Raw genomic sequence first — 20,138 nt, 5'->3', positions numbered from 1 at the left:
ATGTAACTATTTGATAAATAATTAAAATTAAACATGTACTAATAACAGCCTGGGTTAAAAAACAATTCAATAAATAGCTATCTAATGATTTATTTATCTTAATTTTATAGTAATTGCTTAAGTTATATCACCACATTGACCTAATTGAATAAAAATGTATAACTGGTATAAGCATATTTAGTTGGGTTTTCTTAATTTATTTCACATATTAGAGAAAATGGATGACTCAGAATAACGAACAAGGCTGGAGCGTACTCCTTACGGGTAAAAACCTTTGGCTAACTCTAGCGTTAGCAGGGGGCATTTGCCTACATGCGATTAATGTTTATATCACTATCACAACGCTCCCTTCTGTCGTTAGGGATATTGGTGGTATCCGATTCTATGCATGGAATACAACTTTATTTATCCTTTCATCCATTATTCTTTCTGCACTAACCTCTCGGATTTTAAACCATCTCGGTCCTAAACGGAGTTATTTACTCGCTACTGCTATCTTCCTAATTGGCTCTGTTATTTGTGCCATCACGCCTTCTATGTTTATCATGTTGCTTGGCCGGATTATTCAAGGAGCAGGCGGGGGAATATTACTGACACTTTCCTACTCAATGGTGCATATTGTTTTCCCTCAGCACCTATGGTCAAAAGTATTAGCCATGATGTCGAGTATGTGGGGGATGGCAACATTACTGGGCCCCGCATTAGGTGGTTTTTTTGCTGAATATAATATCTGGCGCGGTGCATTTTGGTGCTTAGTATTTGTTGGGATACCTTATTTATGGCTAACGTGGTTGATTTTACCAAGTCATAATTTAACTGAAAAATGCCCTCAAGACCCAATCCCACTGCAAGCTTTGTTGCTACTTTCTGCCGCAGTATTGGCTATTTCACTTGGAAGTCTAAGTAAAGCAAGTCTAATCCCTATTCTTGGGATGTTAATTGCCATTTTATTATGTATACGATTAGTTAAACTTGAACGGACAGCCGAAAATACACTATTTCCCCAAGGTACATTCCATTACAAAGCACAACTTGCTCCTATTTACCTTACGATGGCGCTATTAGGGCTAAGTGTGCAAACAGAAGTTTTTGTCCCTTATTTTTTACAAACCCTTCATGGTGTTGCTCCATTAATGTCAGGCTACTTGGCCGCCTTAGTTGGAGCAGGATGGTCATGTTCAGCCATTATCTCGTCTTCATGCAAACCCGAACATGCGATAAAAACTATACGAATAGGCCCTTTTATTACCTTTAGTGCATTAGCTATTTTAGCGCTTTTCATAACAAACATTTGGCAGATTGAAACGCTGCAAATCTGGATAATCTGCTTAGCATTATTCACAACAGGAGCTAGTATCGGCGCAGCTTGGCCACATTTGCTAACCCGTGTCCTGCAAGTTTCTATCGGCCCTGAATCACAAAAAGCCTCTTCAGCGATTACCACATTGCAGCTATTCTCCACTGCGTTTGGCGCATCTTTAGCTGGGTTAATCGCCAACCTTGCAGGGTTATCAGTACCAGGGGGAGTTGAAGGGGCGCAATCCTCAGCGAGTTGGCTATTTGCTGTGTTTTCACTGATCCCGTTACTTGCCTTAATGACGGCAAATATCGTTGCTAACAGAATGAAAGGTCAGTAACTAGAAGGCGGTAAACTCACCGCCTTCTATGCATGGTTAATATTGTTCAAATAGTTCTTGAATTTGTTTTGCATCCTTCGTTTGCGTCAAAGCTAATTGCAGTAAAACCCGTGCTTTTTGTGGGTTTAACCGTTCTGATGCTACAAAGCCATATAAGTTATCATCAACTTCCGCATTACGTGTGGTATAGCCTGTTGGTACACGGCTTGAACGCACGACCACAACATCTTCTTTTGCTGCGTTTGCTAAGGCATCAAATACCGTTTTATACATATTACCATTACCGACTCCCGCACTTACTATCCCCTCAACCCCTTCTTCTCTAAGTGCTTTAACTGGTGCTGCGGAGGCATTAGCATAATTATAAACAATACCCACCATCGGTAGTTTTTCGAGTTTACTCACATCAAATACCGCCTTATCACTACGGGGCTGGGCAGCTTGGAAGTACGTCACTTTACCATCATGAATAAACCCTTCGGCCCCCGCGTTCACTGCATCAAACGCTTGTACTTCTGTAGTACTCATTTTCATCACATTGCGGCCTTGAACAACTTTATCATTCATAGCCATTAAAACCCCACGCTGCCCTGCTGATTTGTCTGTCGCTAAAACGACGGCGTTATACAAATTAAGCGGGCCGTCGGCACCTAACGCCGTTGAGGGGCGCATTGCCCCCACTAATACAATAGGTTTTTTACAACTCGTGGTTAAATCGAGAAAAAAAGCGGTTTCTTCTAATGTATCAGTCCCATGAGTGATCACAAAACCATCAGTTTTATCACAATCTTGATTAATCTTTTTAGCCAGTGTTAGCCAAACTTGGTCATTCATATCTTGGGAACCGATATTCACCAACTGCTCACCACTTAAATTAGCAATTTTTTTAGTTTCTGGAACAGCATTAATTAATGCGTCAATCCCGACTTTACCTGCTTGGTAGTTTGAAGAGGTTGCTGAATCTCCGCCTCCAGCAATAGTCCCTCCCGTCGCTAATACCGTAATATTGGGTTGGGCAATTGCTGATACGGCAAACAATGAAACCAGTGTCGCGAGCAGCGCTTTATTTCTGTTTTTCATCTTAATTTCCTTTCATTAATAAACTTCAGTTATTATGTGTATTTGTGCTGGGTTTTATGTGATCTATATAATTATTTTACGATAAATAATGAATTTTAAGATGATTTCTCTATGAACGAATAAAAAGCGTGAGGCTGACGACAAAAATCCGTATCATAGCCCGTTTGAAACACCCTACTCACAAGTGACTGACAATGAGCCAAACTTTTATACCCGGCAAAGATGCCGCTCTTGAAGATTCCATCGATGCATTTCAAACCAAATTAAAAAAATTGGGGTTTGATATTGAAGAAGCATCTTGGTTAAACCCTGTACCAAACGTTTGGTCAGTACATATTCGCGATAAAGAATGCCCTCTTTGCTTTACTAATGGCAAAGGTGCGAGCAAAAAAGCGGCATTAGCCTCTGCACTTGGCGAGTATTTTGAACGTTTATCAACTAACTATTTCTTTGCTGACTTTTACTTAGGTAAAGCGATTTCTGAAGGGGACTTTGTTCATTATCCCAATGAAAAATGGTTCCCACTGACAGAAGATGACAGCTTGCCTGAAGGCTTATTAGATAGCCGTCTGCTCAAATTCTATGACCCAGATAACGCATTAGCAGCAAGCCAATTAATTGATTTGCAATCAGGTAATGAAGAACGGGGTATTTGCGCCCTACCATTTACCCGCCAATCAGACGATAAAACGGTTTATATTCCAATGAATATCGTTGGCAATTTATACGTTTCTAACGGTATGTCTGCGGGAAATACAGCGAATGAAGCCCGAGTACAAGGCCTTTCTGAAGTCTTTGAACGTTTTGTAAAAAACAAAATTATCGCAGAAAGTATCAGCTTACCAACGATCCCAGCAGACGTGATGGCACGTTACCCTAGCGTAGTTGAAGCTATTGATACCCTTGAAAAAGAAGGCTTCCCAATTTTCTGCTACGACGCTTCATTAGGTGGGAAATACCCTGTCATTTGTGTCGTGTTATTTAACCCACAAAATGGCACTTGTTTTGCCTCATTTGGAGCTCACCCTGACTTTGGTGTTGCCCTTGAACGTACCGTCACTGAATTACTGCAAGGTCGTGGCTTAAAAGACCTCGATGTATTCAATGCCCCAACGTTTGATGACGAAGAAGTGGCTGAACACACCAATCTTGAAACTCACTTTATTGATTCAAGTGGTTTAATTAGCTGGGATCTATTCAAAGATGATGCGGATTATGCATTTGCAGATTGGAGTTTCAAAGGGACAACCCAAGAAGAATTTGCAACCCTTATCAGTATCTTCAATACCTTAGATGCAGAAGTGTATATTGCGGACTATAACCATTTAGGCGTATACGCATGCCGTATCTTAGTACCGGGTATGTCTGATATTTACCCGGTTGAAGACCTACATATCGCCAATAATGCGATGGGGGCTTATTTACGCGATACTATTATTAATTTGCCGGATAGCCAATGGGAAAAGCAAGACTACCTTGCCCTTATTGAGCAATTAGATGATGACGGTCTAGACGACTTCACCCGTGTCCGTGAGCTACTTGGTTTAGCTGTGGGTAAAGATAACGGCTGGAGCAACCTGCGTATTGGTGAGCTAAAATCCATGCTAGCACTGGCTGGTGGTGACCTTGAGCAAGCATTAGCTTGGGTTGAGTGGACGCAAGATTTCAACAGTTCAGTATTTACTGCAGAGCGTGCAAATTATTATCGTTGTTTGCAAACCCTGCTGTTGCTTTCTCAAGAAGAACAGCGTGAGCCTACTCAATACTACAACGCATTTGTTCGTATGTATGGGAAAGAAGCGGTAGATGCAGCATCTGCGGCTCTTGCGGGTGAATCATGTTTCTATGGTTTGTGGTCCATTGACGATGAACTAAAAGCGTTACCTGCACATCAAGCCTTGCTTGCCGCTTATGAAAAACTACAAAAAGCGAAAAGAGACAACGCATAATAGGTATTAGTTTATTGACGGGGTATCATTACCCCGTCAATATTTAGTTTTATTCTAAATAACTTATAAATCGAGTGAACGTTTCCACAGTAAAAAATCATACTGCTCTAAACGGTCTGCTTTGACTTTATAGTCCCCACTCGCCGTTTCAATAACACGCTCAAACAACCCTTCGCTAATCGTCGGTAATGGGACACCCTCTATAATTGGCCCGCAATCATAATCAATCATATCCGATAAACGCTCTGCTATTGCGCTATTTGTGGATATTTTCAACACCGGAACAATTGGGTTCCCTGTCGGCGTACCAAGACCCGTCGAGAAGATAACCACATTACATCCCGCAGCCACTAACCCCGTAACCGCATCCACATCGTTACCGGGCGTACAAACTAACGATAACCCACTATTTGGCATTGGCTCTGCATAATCACACACCGCACTAATTGGCGATGTTCCACCCTTTTTAGCCGCTCCCGTTGATTTAATTGCATCTGTTATCAACCCATCTGCAATATTGCCCGGACTTGGGTTATCTGCAATGGTCGTACTAAAGAAATTTGCCGTTTTTTCATAGCGTTCCATTAGTTCAAGGAATTTCTTTTTATCATCAAAAGCGATACAGCGTTTCACCATATCCCCTTCAGCACCACAGAGTTCGGGGAATTCCGCTAAACCAGATGCACCGCCAAGAGTCACTAACCAATCAGAAACTAACCCCATTGCAGGGTTACCAGAAATACCTGAAAAACCATCAGATGCCCCGCATTTAACACCTAGTTTTAAATATGATAGAGGGACATCAACCCGAGACTGAGGCTTAACTGCTTTCATGCTCTCATACGTTTGCTTTAATGCCGTTTGCATCATTTGTTCCTCGCTGTTCCATTCTTGTTGACGGAAATACAGCGTCGGTTTATCAAAGTTAGGATTACGGGCAAAAAGTGATTCTTTGAACATGTCCCGCTGTGCTTTTTCACAACCTAAACTAAATACAGTGATCCCAATGACATTAGGATGGTCTGCATAAGCCGCAAGCACATCACACATCGTTTTGCTGTCTGACGTTGCCCCACCGCACCCGCTGGTTACAGTAATACAGCGAACACCTTCTATATGTGGAAATAGTTTTGGCTTAGTGATTGCCTCTTGTGCGCCTGCCGTTAAATCAAGTGCGAAACTTTTTAAGCTATTATTGCTGTAACCCAATGCGTCATTAAGAGCATCAGTCAACTTAGTCACATTGCGGTTTTCACAAAACACTAATGGAAAAATTAACCAGTAATTAGCTGTACCAACGCGGCCATCATCCCGTAAATACCCTTTAAATGTACGCCCCTTATATTGTGAAACATCTGGGGCCAGCCATTCATAAGGCTCTTGTTCTAACGAAACAGGTGCAGCATAGTGGCGGATATTATCAACCGTAATCGCCTCACCTTTTGCGATAGCTTTTGTGGCTTTCCCTACTGCCGTACCATACATAGACACAATGCCATCAACAGGGATAGCTTCAAGGGCAAATTTGTGCTTGGCTTTGACCTCTGTCACTAACGTAACGCTTTCATTTCCCCATTGATAAGTCTCACCTGCATGTAAGTCTTTCAGCGCTACAATCAGATTATCACTTTCATCTATTCTTAATATTTTTTGCATGTTTCACCTTCCAGAAATCAAGCTATTAATTTGACGGTAACGCCTTAATATTTTTTTTATGTGTATTCTTTTTTAGTAACCCAATAAGCAATGCGCACCCCACAGTGATCACCGCTAAAGTGACAATACCCGCGGTAGTACTATTCATCATTTTATCGACCTCAACGCGAATGATTGGCGCAAGGAATGAGCAAAATGCCCCCATCGTAGTACAAAAGCCGATCCCTGCAGCAAGTGCTGGGCCGCTCAATAGCTGTGGAGGAAATGTCCAAAAAATCGGTTGCACTGATAAAAAACCTACCGCACTTAAACAGAGAGCTGCAATAGCGAATACCGGACTCGCAAATGCAGATAATGCAAGACCTAAAGCGGCTGCTAGCATACACACAACAGAGATTTCGATGCGACGATTTGGGTACCTGTCAGCAATACGAGGAATAAAATACACCCCGAATGCAGAACAAGCCCAAGGGATTGCAGCCACCAGTGATTGTTTAAAACCTAGGCTTTCCCCCATGAGGGATGCAACTTGAGAAGGTAAAAAGAACATCAAACCATACACTGAAATTTGGATCGTGCCGTAAATCAATGCCAAGTGCCATACTTTGGCATTTTTCAGTGCAGATAATACCGATGTTGTTTCTGTTTTTTCATTTTCTTTTGCTAACTGCTCTGTCAGTGCTTTTTTCTCTTCATCAGTAAGAAAACGTGCTTTTTCGGGGCTATCATCCAGATAAAAGAATGCAAAGATACCAATAACAATCGCGGGTAAGCCTTCAATAACAAACATCCAGAACCATCCCGGACGACCTAACCAACCATGTAATTCAAGCAAAGCTCCTGATAACGGTGAACCTAAAGTTAACGCAAGTGGCACACCAAGAACAAAAATACCAATCACTGAGCCACGAACATTATTTGGAAAATAAATAGAAGCTAGTAATAAGATCCCTGGATAAAACCCAGCTTCACCCAGCCCAAGTAAAAAACGCAAAATAATAAATTGCGTTTCATTGGTAACAAACCCTGTCATTGCAGAAAGAACCCCCCAAATGACCGTCGTAATACTGAGCCATTTTTGGGCGCCTATTTTATTTAAAATCAAGTTTGCGGGAATACCAAATAATGCATACGCGGCAAAGAAAATCCCTGCACCAAATGCAAAGGCAGAATCTGATAAGCCAATATCCACTTGCATGGCATCTTTGGCAAAACCAACATTCACTCGGTCAATGAATGCAACAAAATACAAAATAAACATCAGGGGGACTAAACGCTTCCACGATTTGGCTATCGCAGAATTTAAAACGGGATTGTTATAAGCTTTTATCGTTGCCATGATATTTTTTCCCTGTCAGTAAGATGTTCTATGTTTTGGATTCAGGAAAGATTAGAGCGGTGCGTCAGCAAGTGCCAATAGCTGCTGAAGCTGCTCTATCTGTGTACTATTCAATCCAATAAATGGTGATGTGCAATGATCAGAATTAATCACCCCTTTGAGTTGTAACGCTTTTTTAAATGTTGGAATAAATGGCGTATTCACCCCATAAATCGCCATTAATTGGTCGACGCGTTGCTGATATTTTGCGACTAATGCTAAATCACCTTGAGCAAAAGCCTGCATCCATGATGCAAAAAATTGAGGGAAAATATTCGATAAACCGCCGATACAGCCACTTCCGCCAGACAACACGACATGAGCAAAGTTATTGTCATAGCCTGCATAAACTTCAAAATGTGGGAGCCGTGATTTTACTGTTTCAATCACTTGAGCTGTATGAGAAGTGTCAGGAATGGTATCTTTTAGCCCAACAATATTAGTGTATTTATCCGCTAAGCGAAGACAAACCTCAGGAGAAACAGAGTAGCCAGTGCGCTCAGGGAAGTTATAAATAAAAATTTTAGCGGGTGTTTTTTCCGCAATCGTACTGTAAAAACGGTAAACCCCTTCATCGTCTAGTGGGAAATAATACGGGCTAATGATCATCACACCGTCAATTTCCTGCTCATAGGCAAAATTAGCCAATTCAATGGATTCATTCACGTCTAGACGGCTTGCCCCTGCATAAACATGCATTCCTTCTTTTTGATAACCGCCACAAAGTTCTATTAATGCTTTTGAATTCTGCATATTTAATGCAAAAAACTCCCCAGTACTCCCCATCGTCACAAAACCTGACACCTTTCCTTTCAAAGAGTCATAAACGTGTAAGTTCTGTTCAAGATCTACTCGCCCCTTGTCATCAAAAACGGTCACTACGGGGGTAATATAACGACTTTCCATACTTTTTTTCTCCATTATTCTTTTTCTTCATCAATCATTGTTCATATATACAAACTGCATTCATAAATAAAAACACAATCAAATAAACACGAATTCTAGATGGAGTCAAATTTATCCATTAACTTTAACTATTCACTTAATGAATTGATTAATTGAGATTTAATTGATGAAAGGGATAATAACGGTAGATTAAATCTATTTTTTTTATTAAAAAATTTTGAGCAGTATCACGGCTTTTTATTGCTCATATCAGGTTTATTCATGATGGAAATGAGATAAATCGTTTTTCTACGGCGATTTACATCGTGTTATTTTAAACCTAGAATAGCGGCAAAATTAATCAGGGAGATAGTTCAATGTCTACGGGGCACATGCCGACAATTCGAGTATTAGAGATACTTCAAGTTTTAGCGGCTGAAAATACTGGGCTTTCTTTGACACAACTTTCTGATAAAACTAATATTTTAAAGGGGACAATTTACCCTATTTTAAAAACATTGGCTGAGTTTCGGTATATCAATTACGATGATAAGAGCCAGCTTTACTATTTAGGCATTGCGTGCTCAATTCTTTCCCGCTCATTTTTCGAAAAATCATATTGGTTGAAAATGATACATCGAGAGATGACGCAAATTGTTGAAGAGTGTAATGAAGTTTGCCAAATGGGCATCTTAGATGGCGCTGATGTACTATACATAGACAAAGTGCAATCTGCACAAAAAGTCCAACTAATTTCTAACATTGGAACCCGCTTACCCGCCATTTATTCAGCATTGGGTAAAGCGATGATTTTTAACTATACTGACCAACAAATTGCTCAGCTATACCCTTCTGGCTTTACGCCACTCACTCAATATAGTGTGCAAACTCTACCTGAATTGCGCCAGCAACTTAATATTGTTAGCCAAAATGGCTATGCTGTAGACAATAAAGAAATCAACGAAGAAACAACTTGCTATGCTGTGGCATTGCGCCAACGTAATAAAATCATTGCAGCAATTAGTGTATCTATTCCGACCTTCCGCAGTGATAAACAAAAAGTTGATCAAGTCATCAAAACATTGCTCAACAGCCGTGAACGCATCGAACAAGAGCTAAATACATTAGAAGATATTGAATTTTATACTGAAAACTAATTTAGCGTCTTCATAAAAATTTAAAGCATTGGTTGCTTCCATCAAAGATTATTTTCTTATAATTGGCATAATTGTTAGATAAATATTGCTCGTTAATATAACTAACTAAAAAGTGGTATATCAGATTAAAGTTATACAAGTTAGGGGGATATATACACATAAGTTAAATTAAATATTAAACGGATCATATTCATCTTAAATAATTAACATTTGCACGTATTTTTTTACTTAATCATGGCCTTAAGATAGCCTTTATAAAAATATTTTATAAATTTTAAAAAATATTTTTATGTTATTTTTCATTTAGTTACAGTTAATTTTAACATTTAATTAACCATTTTGACCGCTTTCTCTAGAGACTTCATGATCCACATCAAATTTCTCATTTATCCCCTTTGTTACTATTATTGCGTGCTATAATTAATCAACTTTGTAAGAGAGTGTTGGTATGAAAGCTGACAACCCTTTTAATTTACTGCCACCAGCTGTAATGGCGCAAGTCGCAGATGATGCGGCCTTTTATAAGGCGAATAAGCATCCTGCAATTACTTACTTGTCAGCATTCACTGCCGGTATTTTTATCTCTATCGCATTTGTATTTTACATCACTGCAACTACAGGGGCGGCTGAAGCGCCTTATGGTTTTACTAAGCTCATTGGTGGGATTTGTTTCTCCTTGGGTCTGATGCTAGTCGTTGTATGCGGTGCCGACCTTTTCACTTCTACCGTACTCACTATTGTTTCGAAAGCCACAGGCAGGATCACTTGGGGACAAATGTTCCGTAATTGGTTTCATGTCTACATTGGTAACTTAATTGGTGCATTGTTCTTTGTCGCAATTATCTGGTTCGCAGGGCAATATACTGCAGCAAATGGGCTATGGGGTCTTAACGTTTTACAAACCACCAGCCATAAATTACACCATACTTTTGTTGAAGCTGTTGCATTAGGAATTTTAGCAAACTTAATGGTCTGCCTTGCGGTTTGGATGAGTTATTCAGGTCGTAGCTTAACTGATAAACTGGTTGTTCTTGTTCTGCCTGTTGCTATGTTTGTAGCAAGCGGTTTTGAACATAGCATTGCAAATATGTTTATGATCCCATTAGGGATTATGATTAAAGAATTTGCTCCTGCTGAGTATTGGGCTCAAATCAATATGTCACCAGAGCAGTTTTCGCACCTAACAGTCGGAAACTTTATTACAGATAACTTAATTCCAGTCACTATTGGAAATATTATTGGCGGCGCGATTTTAGTCGGCCTCATTTATTGGTTCATGCATTTACGTGGTGGCCAAAAACATTAATAGCCACTGACACACACAAAAAGATTTATTAAGATCCTTAAAAGATCCATTGTTAAAAGGTAAAAGTATCATGTCCGAGTTAAATGAAAAATTCGCTTTAGCATGGCAAGGTTTTAACCAAGGTAACTGGCAGGATAACGTCGATGTACGTGATTTTATCCAGAAAAACTACACTCCATATGAAGGTGATGAATCTTTCTTAGCAGGCTCTACCCCAGCGACTGACGCACTGTGGGATAAAGTCATGGAAGGGATCAAAATCGAAAACCGCACTCACGCGCCAGTTGATTTTGACACAGATGTTGCGTCAACTATCACTTCCCATGATGCTGGTTACATTACTAAAGAATTAGAAAAAATCGTTGGTTTACAAACTGACGCCCCTCTGAAACGTGGTCTTATCCCGTTCGGTGGTATCAAAATGGTTGAAGGCTCATGTAAAGCTTATGACCGCACTTTAGACCCAGAAATCAAAAAAATCTTCACTGAATATCGTAAGACTCACAACCAAGGTGTTTTCGACGTTTACACACCAGACATCTTAAAATGCCGTAAATCAGGTATCTTAACAGGTCTACCGGATGCATATGGTCGTGGTCGTATCATCGGTGACTACCGTCGCGTTGCACTGTACGGTATTGATTTCCTGATGAAAGACAAATTTAACCAATTCACCTCTTTGCAAGAAAGATTAGAAAAAGGTGAAGACCTGCAAATGACTATCCAACTGCGCGAAGAAATTGCTGAACAGCACCGCGCATTGGGTCAAATGAAAGAAATGGCTGCAAAATACGGTTACGATATTTCTGCACCAGCAACAAATGCACAAGAAGCTGTACAGTGGACTTACTTCGGTTACTTAGCCGCAGTGAAATCACAAAATGGTGCAGCAATGTCATTTGGTCGTGTTTCAACGTTCTTAGACGTTTATATCCAACGTGATATCGAAGCAGGTAAACTGACTGAACAACAAGCGCAAGAACTGATTGACCACTTAGTCATGAAACTGCGTATGGTACGTTTCTTACGTACACCTGAATACGATGAGCTATTCTCTGGTGACCCAATTTGGGCAACAGAATCATTAGCGGGTATGGGTCTTGATGGCCGTACTTTAGTCACCAAAAATACGTTCCGCTTCCTGAACACACTGTATACCATGGGCCCATCTCCAGAGCCTAACATGACTATTTTGTGGTCAGAAAAACTGCCATTGAATTTCAAAAAATATGCGGCAAAAGTCTCTATCGATACTTCATCAGTTCAATATGAAAACGACGACCTGATGCGTCCAGATTTCAACAACGATGACTACGCTATTGCATGCTGTGTTAGCCCAATGATTGTTGGTAAACAAATGCAGTTCTTCGGTGCTCGTGCTAACTTAGCGAAAACCATGCTGTATACCATCAATGGTGGTATCGATGAAAAACTGAAAATGCAAGTTGGTCCTAAACATGCGCCAATCATGGACGAAGTCCTTGACTTCGATACTGTGATGAATCAAATGGATGGCTTCATGGACTGGTTAGCAACTCAGTACGTCACTGCACTGAACTGCATCCACTTCATGCACGACAAATACAGCTATGAAGCTTCTCTAATGGCGCTGCATGACCGTGATGTCTATCGTACAATGGCATGTGGTATTGCGGGTCTGTCTGTTGCAGCTGACTCACTGTCTGCGATTAAGTATGCCAAAGTTAAACCAATTCGTGATGAAGACGGTATTGCAATCGACTTTGAAATCGAAGGCGAGTATCCACAATTCGGTAATAACGATTCTCGTGTAGATGATATCGCGTGTGACTTAGTTGAACGTTTCATGAAGAAAATTCAGAAACTACCTACTTATCGTAACGCAGTACCAACTCAGTCAATCTTAACTATCACATCTAACGTTGTGTATGGTAAGAAAACAGGTAATACCCCTGATGGTCGTCGAGCAGGTGCTCCGTTTGGCCCAGGTGCAAACCCTATGCACGGCCGTGACCAAAAAGGTGCGGTTGCATCGTTAACTTCTGTTGCTAAACTGCCATTTGCTTACGCGAAAGACGGTATTTCTTATACTTTCTCTATCGTACCAAATGCATTAGGTAAAGATGACGATGTTCGTAAAACTAACTTAGCAGGTCTGATGGATGGTTACTTCCACCATGAAGCGTCTATCGAAGGCGGTCAGCACCTGAACGTTAACGTTATGAACCGTGAAATGCTGTTAGATGCAATGGAAAACCCAGAAAAATACCCACAACTGACTATCCGTGTATCTGGTTACGCAGTGCGTTTCAACTCACTGACTAAAGAACAACAGCAAGACGTTATTACTCGTACTTTCACCAGTACAATGTAATAATTAGCTTATTAAAATAAAGTAAATTAAAGGCCCCGTTTTATGGGGTCTTTTTATCTATACCAGCAACGATATTTTTCTCTCTAAAGTTTGCGGTATGACGGATATTTTGGAGTGCCTGCTATGTCTATCGATGATACTAAAACTAAAACAATAGCGACAACTAATGTGACAGAAACCCCTGCCGTACTTGGCCGTATTCACTCTTTTGAATCATGCGGTACCGTCGATGGTCCGGGGATCCGCTTTATTGTCTTTTTCCAAGGCTGCCTAATGCGCTGTCTGTATTGTCATAACCGCGATACATGGGATACCCACGGTGGTCAAATTGTGACTGTCGATGAACTAATGAAAGAAGCAGTTACCTATCGCCATTTTATGAATGCAACCGGTGGTGGTGTTACCGCATCCGGTGGCGAGGCAATTTTGCAGGCAGAATTTGTCCGCGATTGGTTCCGCGCCTGTAAAAAAGAAAATATCCATACTTGCTTAGATACGAATGGCTTTGTGCGCCGCTATGACCCTGTTATTGATGAACTAATGGATGTTACTGATTTAGTCATGCTCGATTTAAAACAAATCAATGATGATATCCACCAAAAATTAGTGGGTGTATCCAACCAGCGTACACTTGAATTCGCTCGCTATCTGGCTAAACGTAATCAAAAAACATGGGTTCGCTATGTCGTTGTGCCAGGTTGGAGTGATGATGACCACTCAGTGCATCTGCTAGGTGAGTTTACTAAAGATATGAGTAATATCGAAAAAATCGAGTTATTACCTTACCATGAGCTGGGTAAACACAAGTGGGAAACTATGGGTGAAGAATATAAACTCGATGGGGTGAGACCACCATCAAAAGAAGTCATGGAGCGTGTTAAAAGCATTCTCGAAAGCTATGGCCATAAAGTGATGTATTAATACTCGTTGGGGCTTGAAATAAAGCCCCCCTTACCTTAGCGCATTGCAACTGGCTCTGTTAGTTGGGGTTAGTTTTATCAAGCAATACGCAGGTATAAAACAATTTATCCGATGCAAGTTTCCATTTCCGTATATTGTTTTTGAATTAATAACGAATATTTGGAATTGGTAATCAAACATAGAAAATGCTGTTTTACGTACCGTTCAAATACTGCAAAAACAGACCAGCCGAGAATAAATCTGCGACTATGTGTTGATGCGACGTAGCCAGCCTCCCTTAAATCTACAAATAGCATAATTCAATGATAGAGCGGCCTTTGAATTTAATTTCTTTATTAACAGTTAGTAAAGAAGCTTTATTAATAAAAGCTTGAACTTTTATTGTGCCTTTTATATTAGAAAAAAGAGCAGGTTGCAAACTCCCTAATTTTGCCCAAGATATGATTTTATTTGAGGAATCATTAGGTAATAAATCACCATTCGCATGTTGCCAAATGATATTTTGGTCTCCACAAGATGCATTACCTGATATTGGCTGCACTCTCTCTGCCTTATTATCTACATATAAAGAACCTAAATCTAACGCTATCGCATATCCACCAATAGGAACACCTTCCTGAGTATTACCTAATCCCCCTGCCATCATATTGTTATTTAATAACTGAACAGGAGGAACTCCATAACCGCTAACACCTTCTTGTTTATTTGGCGCAAGTGAACGTTCAATTTGATTAAAAGTTTGGAGTGCTATAGCAGTTTTCCCCGAATCACATTGTACAGTGAAGTTAATATTTTTTTCGGGTAATATTGTATAAGAATAATTACTTAACTCATTTCTATTTATAGCACCATAGTCAATTGAGGTAGAATCAACAATAAGATTACATGCTGTTGTCATTTCTGAATAGCTAATACTTAAACTTGTACTTCCACCCAACGTTTTTAACGGTATTTTGTTCCTAACAACAACACCTTTTTTACTCAATGAATTAATTTTTAAATCAACAAGTAAATTGAAGGAAAATACTTTTCCTTTTTCACCCTGTGCGGGTTGAATACGTAGATTGGGATGAATTTTAACATCTTTTTGTGATGAGTTGATTCTATTTGAGCTATTTAATTCAATAGCATCGATTAAAATAGGTTTCCCATCAAGCATCGGATTATTTACATTTAAAATAGCTTCAGATGTATTATTTGAAAAGGTATTGCTAATCGTAGAAAAATCAATATATGGGGTAGTTTCTTCACTGCACTCTACTACTACAGGAACAATCCGATTCCCCGCATATACCACACCATTTTGTTTTTTTGTATTAAAATCAGCTAAGGTATCATAGTTAACCTCATCTGTTCCCAAGTTGATGTTACATGTCCCATGACCATCTGATGCAAATGCACTAAAAGATAGGCAAGTTAGTAGCCCTGCAATTAATTTTATCATTCTAAAGCCTTTAGTTAGCCATAAAGCAAATAGGGTTTATTATTGTAAACAATTCAGTTTTCGAAATACCAACATCACTAGTGAGATTAATAGTGCATTTTTTATTATTGCCTACGTCAACAAAATAACTTGTCGGCAAGGATAGATTATCGATAATAATTCGCCCAGCATTGTCAGTTATGGTTAATAAATCACCGTTTTTATCATATACTTTTAAATTTTTAGAAAGTTTCTTCCCATTAAATGATGGAGTTAAAATAGCACGGTTAACTTGATTAATGTAGAAATTAACCAAGGGAACACTTCCATTAGCAGGTTGAAATTCTATAATCCCATAGGGAGCATTCATATTTTTAGGTAATTTTCGGTAGTCTATCTTAGCATAATTAGTTCTATAACTATCTATACTTGGTATTACCGCGTAACCTTTACTATTAGTCATCACTGTTCCTGATGAAGATTGTATTGGAATATTTTCTTGGTTTTCTGTTTTTGCTATAGCAAATGTATTCGCTATTCTTTTCGATGAAAAAATGAGTTCATTATCAAAATAAACCATGCCGCCGGATAACGACCCATAGTAACTACTGGTATTATTACCTTTACTAATATTACCCGAAAGTAAAGTGACCGGTGTAGTATAATTCATATTCAATGAGACATTTTGATTACTTGGTTCTGTATTTTTATTCGCACTAATCGAATAACTTAAGTTATCATAATTATGGTTGCTATATCGCGTTCCGTAACTTTTGTTATTGTCATACTGATTCATCCAACTCGATAAATTTTGCCTATCCCCTAACGAAATATCGACATTTAAATAAATAGTGTTATCATTTGTGTGGTTATATAACCTTCTCTCATATCCTAAATAAACATTATATTTATTTGCATATAAGTTGTTCCAATTAGCATTATAATAATTAATCGTTCTGTCACCAAGAGAACGGTTCCAACTTAATGAAAATGACCCTAAGCTATTGAAATGTGTATTTACACCAATACCATATTGAGTTTCACTGCTGTTTACATGATTTGAATACATTATTGTATCGTAATCATTCAATGTTTCGTTAAAGTCTTTGTATTCTTTACTTCTATATAAAGAGTTCGCCGCTAAATTAGTATTCGCGATAACTGGATAATTATAACTTAATGTATAATACTCACCGTATTTGTTGTCCATATCTTTAGATATATTAGTTGTTATAGTTGCTAGTGATAAATTCGGAAATTCATAAGTATTACTGAGCCCCACACCTTGGTAATCTTTTGATGCAAGCCCCCCGACAACAACCAACATATCTGGACGTAGATTAAACCCTTTACTGACATTCATAACATAAGGCTTTTTATCTGCTTTATTTTGGTTAACTTTACCTAAGCCAAATGTTATATCTTTATTGATACTATTTGAGGCTAATATAAATGAACTAGCAGGAACGATAAATGTACTTTCTTTATTACTTTGGTTTATAACCGTTACTGATAAATCCAACCGATTATTTAATAGCGGGAGGTTTTCTAATGTATAAGGGCCTTCTGGGACAGTTGTTGTATAAATTAAAATTCCCGCTTGCCTTACTTCAATCACAGAACGTTCAAATGCGATACCATTGACGATACCACCGCCTTGAGATGAGCTATCTAATGCTAATTCCGGAACTAACTGAAAGCCAATAACTTGCCCAGAGCTAAAAAACGAATTCGATAAATTAATCTGGCCAACCTGCAAGTTTTTTTTAAGAGGTTCTAATGTTTTCTCTGCATATAAGGTTTGATGATCAAAACTCGTTTCGCCATTAAAATACGTATATGTTTGGTCGCTTCTCACAATCCAATTGTATACATTGAATCCTAATGTAAGATTTGAATTAAAAAATGACTGAGAAGCAAAATCACTTTTAGTAGAAAAATATTTTATATCATAATTGAAAACGCCTGATTTCCCTGTGTGAAGCCAATCATTTGTTGATTTATTTTTTAACAGTGATGGCGATGCGTAGATATTGACGCGTAAATCACCAGGTATCAGTTCTACCTCTAAATTATCGTAGTCCTTTATTGTTGGACACGTTGAATTAATTTTGGATAGTTCGATATTTGTAGTATTAATAAACTTAGTATCAAGACAAAGCTCTCCTTGAGAGTTAAATAAAAAAGAACTCTGACCAATATATTTATCATTTAAAAACACACTAACGATATTTTCGCCTTGAGGAAAATGAGCCTTTTCACTATATAACTTTGCAATATCACTAGGTATTCCTTTGTGTTTTAGTGCATCTTGGTCGAAGACTACTTCTTTCGCATAGGAAGAAGTAGCCACAAATAGCAAAATTGCAACAATTTTATTCTTTTTTTTTCTAGTCATTTTTACTAGTTATTTAACTTGATAGAATATTTTTGCGTGGTTGAATACCCCCATTGAGTAAATGGTTGTATAGTAACCCCATCAATCAGTGTCGGCGAACGTTGAGATGTAGTTAACTCTATAGATTGATTAGGTAAAATATAATTAGATGGTAACACCCACTCAATATTCCCAGGCTTACTCAATACACTATTGCTTAATCTTACGATATAAGGGCTAGGGTTAGTTACGATTAACGTATTTTTTTCATACTTCCATTTTAACAATTCCCAAGGAGTATCATTTTCAGGCAAGTTTTTGGGTTTTATAATAAGAGGAAGATTTTGTCGAATAGTAAATTTGATCTGTTCAGCATCAGGATCTGCTTGTGGCGGGATGCCTTCAAAAATAACTCTCATTAATACTTCATGCTTTAAATCAGAATTACTTGTGAGCATAAAGCGTATTAATTGCTTAGCTTTAGGCTCAACTCGAATAAGTTGAGGAGTAGCAATAACCAGATCTTGGTATTCAGGATCGACATTTACTAATTCTGTTGTTAATAGAACAGGATAGTTGTCTGTATTAGTCACAACAATCTCACCATCTTGACTTTTTTCATTAACAACAACGACTGACGTAGCAGGTAATATACCTGCTGCAATTGATAGCTGTGGGATTAGTAATACAATTATAAGTAATAAATATGTTTTTATTTTCATTTTAGTTGCGTCATTTTATTATAAGGTAACTAAATTAATTTAGTTACCTACAAATTTTAGATATAATTTAATTCAATTGTTGATAAACCATCGAGTAAAACAGGTTTTGATTTACCGACTGTAGCTGCCTCTTCACTTACATAAGCTTGAACCTGTAAAACTCCATCATAAATACTCGCTTCAATAGGCGTTGTTTCATTTGCTTTCGCAAAAGAAGTTTGTAAATCCATATTATTTGAGAATAGGTTTCCGCCCGAAACTTTCCAAGCTTTGCTTTGAGTATTATAGTAAATATTCTGAACTTCACTACCTGAAATAGTTGTTAGCTGATTATTGCTATCCAATGTACTCACATTCAAGCTATTCGCTTTGTAACGAACAATATACCCGCCAATATTTATACCTGTAGAGGTTTTACCTAATCCAGCTACACCATTTGAGCTATTTCCCGCACCAATATCTAATAATTTAATAGGAAGTGCAGCAAATCCTCGAGAATTCTCAGTTGCGCCAGCAACTGTACCAACTCGTTTACTAGATGCAGATAATTTAACAGGAGCATTAGCTGAACAACGAATTGTAAAACTGGTTTCCTGTATTGGTAAGGCGGCAAATTTGCCACCAAAGGCACCATCTACAAATGTTAATGTATCAAGATCAATCAAACCATAATCAATATTACCACCACCAGCAATATCTAATTCACAAGCTGCAGGGTCAATTCGACCTGTAACGCTAATATCTATAGAACCAACGCTAGCCGCTGAGGCTGTAAATGAGCATATCATTGCTGACGAAATGAGGATTGGTAATAGCTTTTTCATACTTGTTTTCCATATAATTTATTAGTTTGGCTTATATCTTATGTTTTATCCCAAAAAAGAGTAGAGAAATAATGTTCTATTTTGTAAAATTTAACTACATATTAATAATATTATAGACCTTGCTATGCGCAGAATAAAACACCAACAATTCCAGATTAAATACGATAACTTATTACTTTGGCATTCTCAATATGACACACTCTATGATTTAAATTAACATCATTAACAAAATAGCATCATTTTATGACTAAGTTTTTAATGATGTTAATAATGATGTTAGTAACATTTTGTTTCATTCAATACCCCAACTGCTAACTAATAGTTAAAAATAATAACTAATTTATCGTGCTAATATTTTAATATGGGAGAGTTCATAATTTAATTTACTACTCATAATACAATAATATAATTTTACGCTTGGGTTTTGCATAATGTTAACAATCTTATATTTAAGCAAATCAAGGTATTGA

General features: G+C 38.3%; 14 protein-coding genes. 6 read left to right on the top strand and 8 right to left on the bottom strand.

What is annotated here, in order from left to right; all coding sequences use genetic code 11:
* The first annotated feature begins 221 nt into the window (after positions 1–221).
* Entirely contained in the window at positions 222–1,637 is a 1,416-nt protein-coding gene (locus tag RB151_RS06525; RefSeq protein WP_071547885.1) for an MFS transporter, read from the top strand.
* A gap of 36 nt (positions 1,638–1,673) precedes the next feature.
* Here RB151_RS06525 and ansB read toward each other — a convergent pair whose 3' ends face one another.
* On the bottom strand, positions 1,674–2,717 hold the full coding sequence (gene ansB / locus RB151_RS06520; protein WP_048606585.1) for an L-asparaginase 2: 1,044 nt from the start codon (positions 2,715–2,717) through the stop codon (positions 1,674–1,676).
* Between the two features lie 194 nt (positions 2,718–2,911).
* Between ansB and ycaO the strand changes: the two genes are divergently transcribed.
* Complete coding sequence (gene ycaO, locus RB151_RS06515) at positions 2,912–4,666, top strand: 30S ribosomal protein S12 methylthiotransferase accessory factor YcaO (protein WP_071547884.1); 1,755 nt, start codon at positions 2,912–2,914, stop codon at positions 4,664–4,666.
* A 63-nt stretch (positions 4,667–4,729) separates the two neighbouring features.
* Here the strand turns inward: ycaO and RB151_RS06510 are convergent, their stop codons facing one another.
* Genes RB151_RS06510 through RB151_RS06500 form a run of 3 tightly spaced genes read right to left on the bottom strand, consistent with a single transcriptional unit; the run spans position 4,730 to position 8,606 of the window.
* On the bottom strand, positions 4,730–6,322 hold the full coding sequence (locus RB151_RS06510) for a UxaA family hydrolase (protein ID WP_042846492.1): 1,593 nt from the start codon (positions 6,320–6,322) through the stop codon (positions 4,730–4,732).
* A gap of 25 nt (positions 6,323–6,347) precedes the next feature.
* Positions 6,348–7,661, bottom strand: a complete 1,314-nt coding sequence (locus tag RB151_RS06505) for an MFS transporter (RefSeq protein WP_042846493.1) — start codon at positions 7,659–7,661, stop codon at positions 6,348–6,350.
* Positions 7,662–7,712: 51 nt separating this feature from the next.
* Positions 7,713–8,606, bottom strand: a complete 894-nt coding sequence (locus RB151_RS06500) for a dihydrodipicolinate synthase family protein (RefSeq protein WP_094301200.1) — start codon at positions 8,604–8,606, stop codon at positions 7,713–7,715.
* 356 nt (positions 8,607–8,962) lie between these two features.
* Between RB151_RS06500 and RB151_RS06495 the strand changes: the two genes are divergently transcribed.
* The 4 genes from RB151_RS06495 to pflA all read left to right on the top strand — a co-directional run bounded on the left by RB151_RS06495 (position 8,963) and on the right by pflA (position 14,322).
* Positions 8,963–9,742 (top strand): IclR family transcriptional regulator, encoded by a 780-nt coding sequence (locus tag RB151_RS06495; RefSeq protein WP_048606579.1) that lies wholly within the window; start codon positions 8,963–8,965, stop codon positions 9,740–9,742.
* Positions 9,743–10,190: 448 nt separating this feature from the next.
* Positions 10,191–11,048, top strand: coding sequence for a formate transporter FocA (gene focA, locus RB151_RS06490; RefSeq protein WP_048606577.1), 858 nt, complete (start codon positions 10,191–10,193; stop codon positions 11,046–11,048).
* 70 nt (positions 11,049–11,118) lie between these two features.
* Positions 11,119–13,401, top strand: coding sequence for a formate C-acetyltransferase (pflB, locus tag RB151_RS06485; RefSeq protein WP_042846497.1), 2,283 nt, complete (start codon positions 11,119–11,121; stop codon positions 13,399–13,401).
* A 123-nt stretch (positions 13,402–13,524) separates the two neighbouring features.
* On the top strand, positions 13,525–14,322 hold the full coding sequence (pflA, locus tag RB151_RS06480; protein WP_048606575.1) for a pyruvate formate lyase 1-activating protein: 798 nt from the start codon (positions 13,525–13,527) through the stop codon (positions 14,320–14,322).
* Between the two features lie 283 nt (positions 14,323–14,605).
* Here the strand turns inward: pflA and RB151_RS06475 are convergent, their stop codons facing one another.
* The 4 genes from RB151_RS06475 to RB151_RS06460 are packed head-to-tail and all read right to left on the bottom strand — an operon-like array spanning position 14,606 to position 19,668.
* Entirely contained in the window at positions 14,606–15,766 is a 1,161-nt protein-coding gene (locus RB151_RS06475) for a DUF1120 domain-containing protein (RefSeq protein WP_048606574.1), read from the bottom strand.
* Between the two features lie 10 nt (positions 15,767–15,776).
* Complete coding sequence (locus tag RB151_RS06470; protein WP_071547883.1) at positions 15,777–18,143, bottom strand: fimbria/pilus outer membrane usher protein; 2,367 nt, start codon at positions 18,141–18,143, stop codon at positions 15,777–15,779.
* Between the two features lie 5 nt (positions 18,144–18,148).
* Positions 18,149–18,844: a fimbria/pilus chaperone family protein gene (locus RB151_RS06465; protein WP_042846500.1), complete on the bottom strand. Its 696-nt coding sequence runs from the start codon at positions 18,842–18,844 to the stop codon at positions 18,149–18,151.
* A 56-nt stretch (positions 18,845–18,900) separates the two neighbouring features.
* Positions 18,901–19,668, bottom strand: a complete 768-nt coding sequence (locus RB151_RS06460; RefSeq protein WP_042846501.1) for a DUF1120 domain-containing protein — start codon at positions 19,666–19,668, stop codon at positions 18,901–18,903.
* Positions 19,669–20,138: the final 470 nt, after the last annotated feature.

Origin of the sequence: Providencia rettgeri (genome assembly GCF_001874625.1) — a bacterium.
In the GTDB taxonomy this organism is placed as follows: Bacteria; Pseudomonadota; Gammaproteobacteria; order Enterobacterales; family Enterobacteriaceae; genus Providencia; species Providencia huashanensis.
The sequence above is the reverse complement of the archived record's forward strand: the minus strand, read 5'-3'. Positions and strand labels throughout refer to the sequence as shown.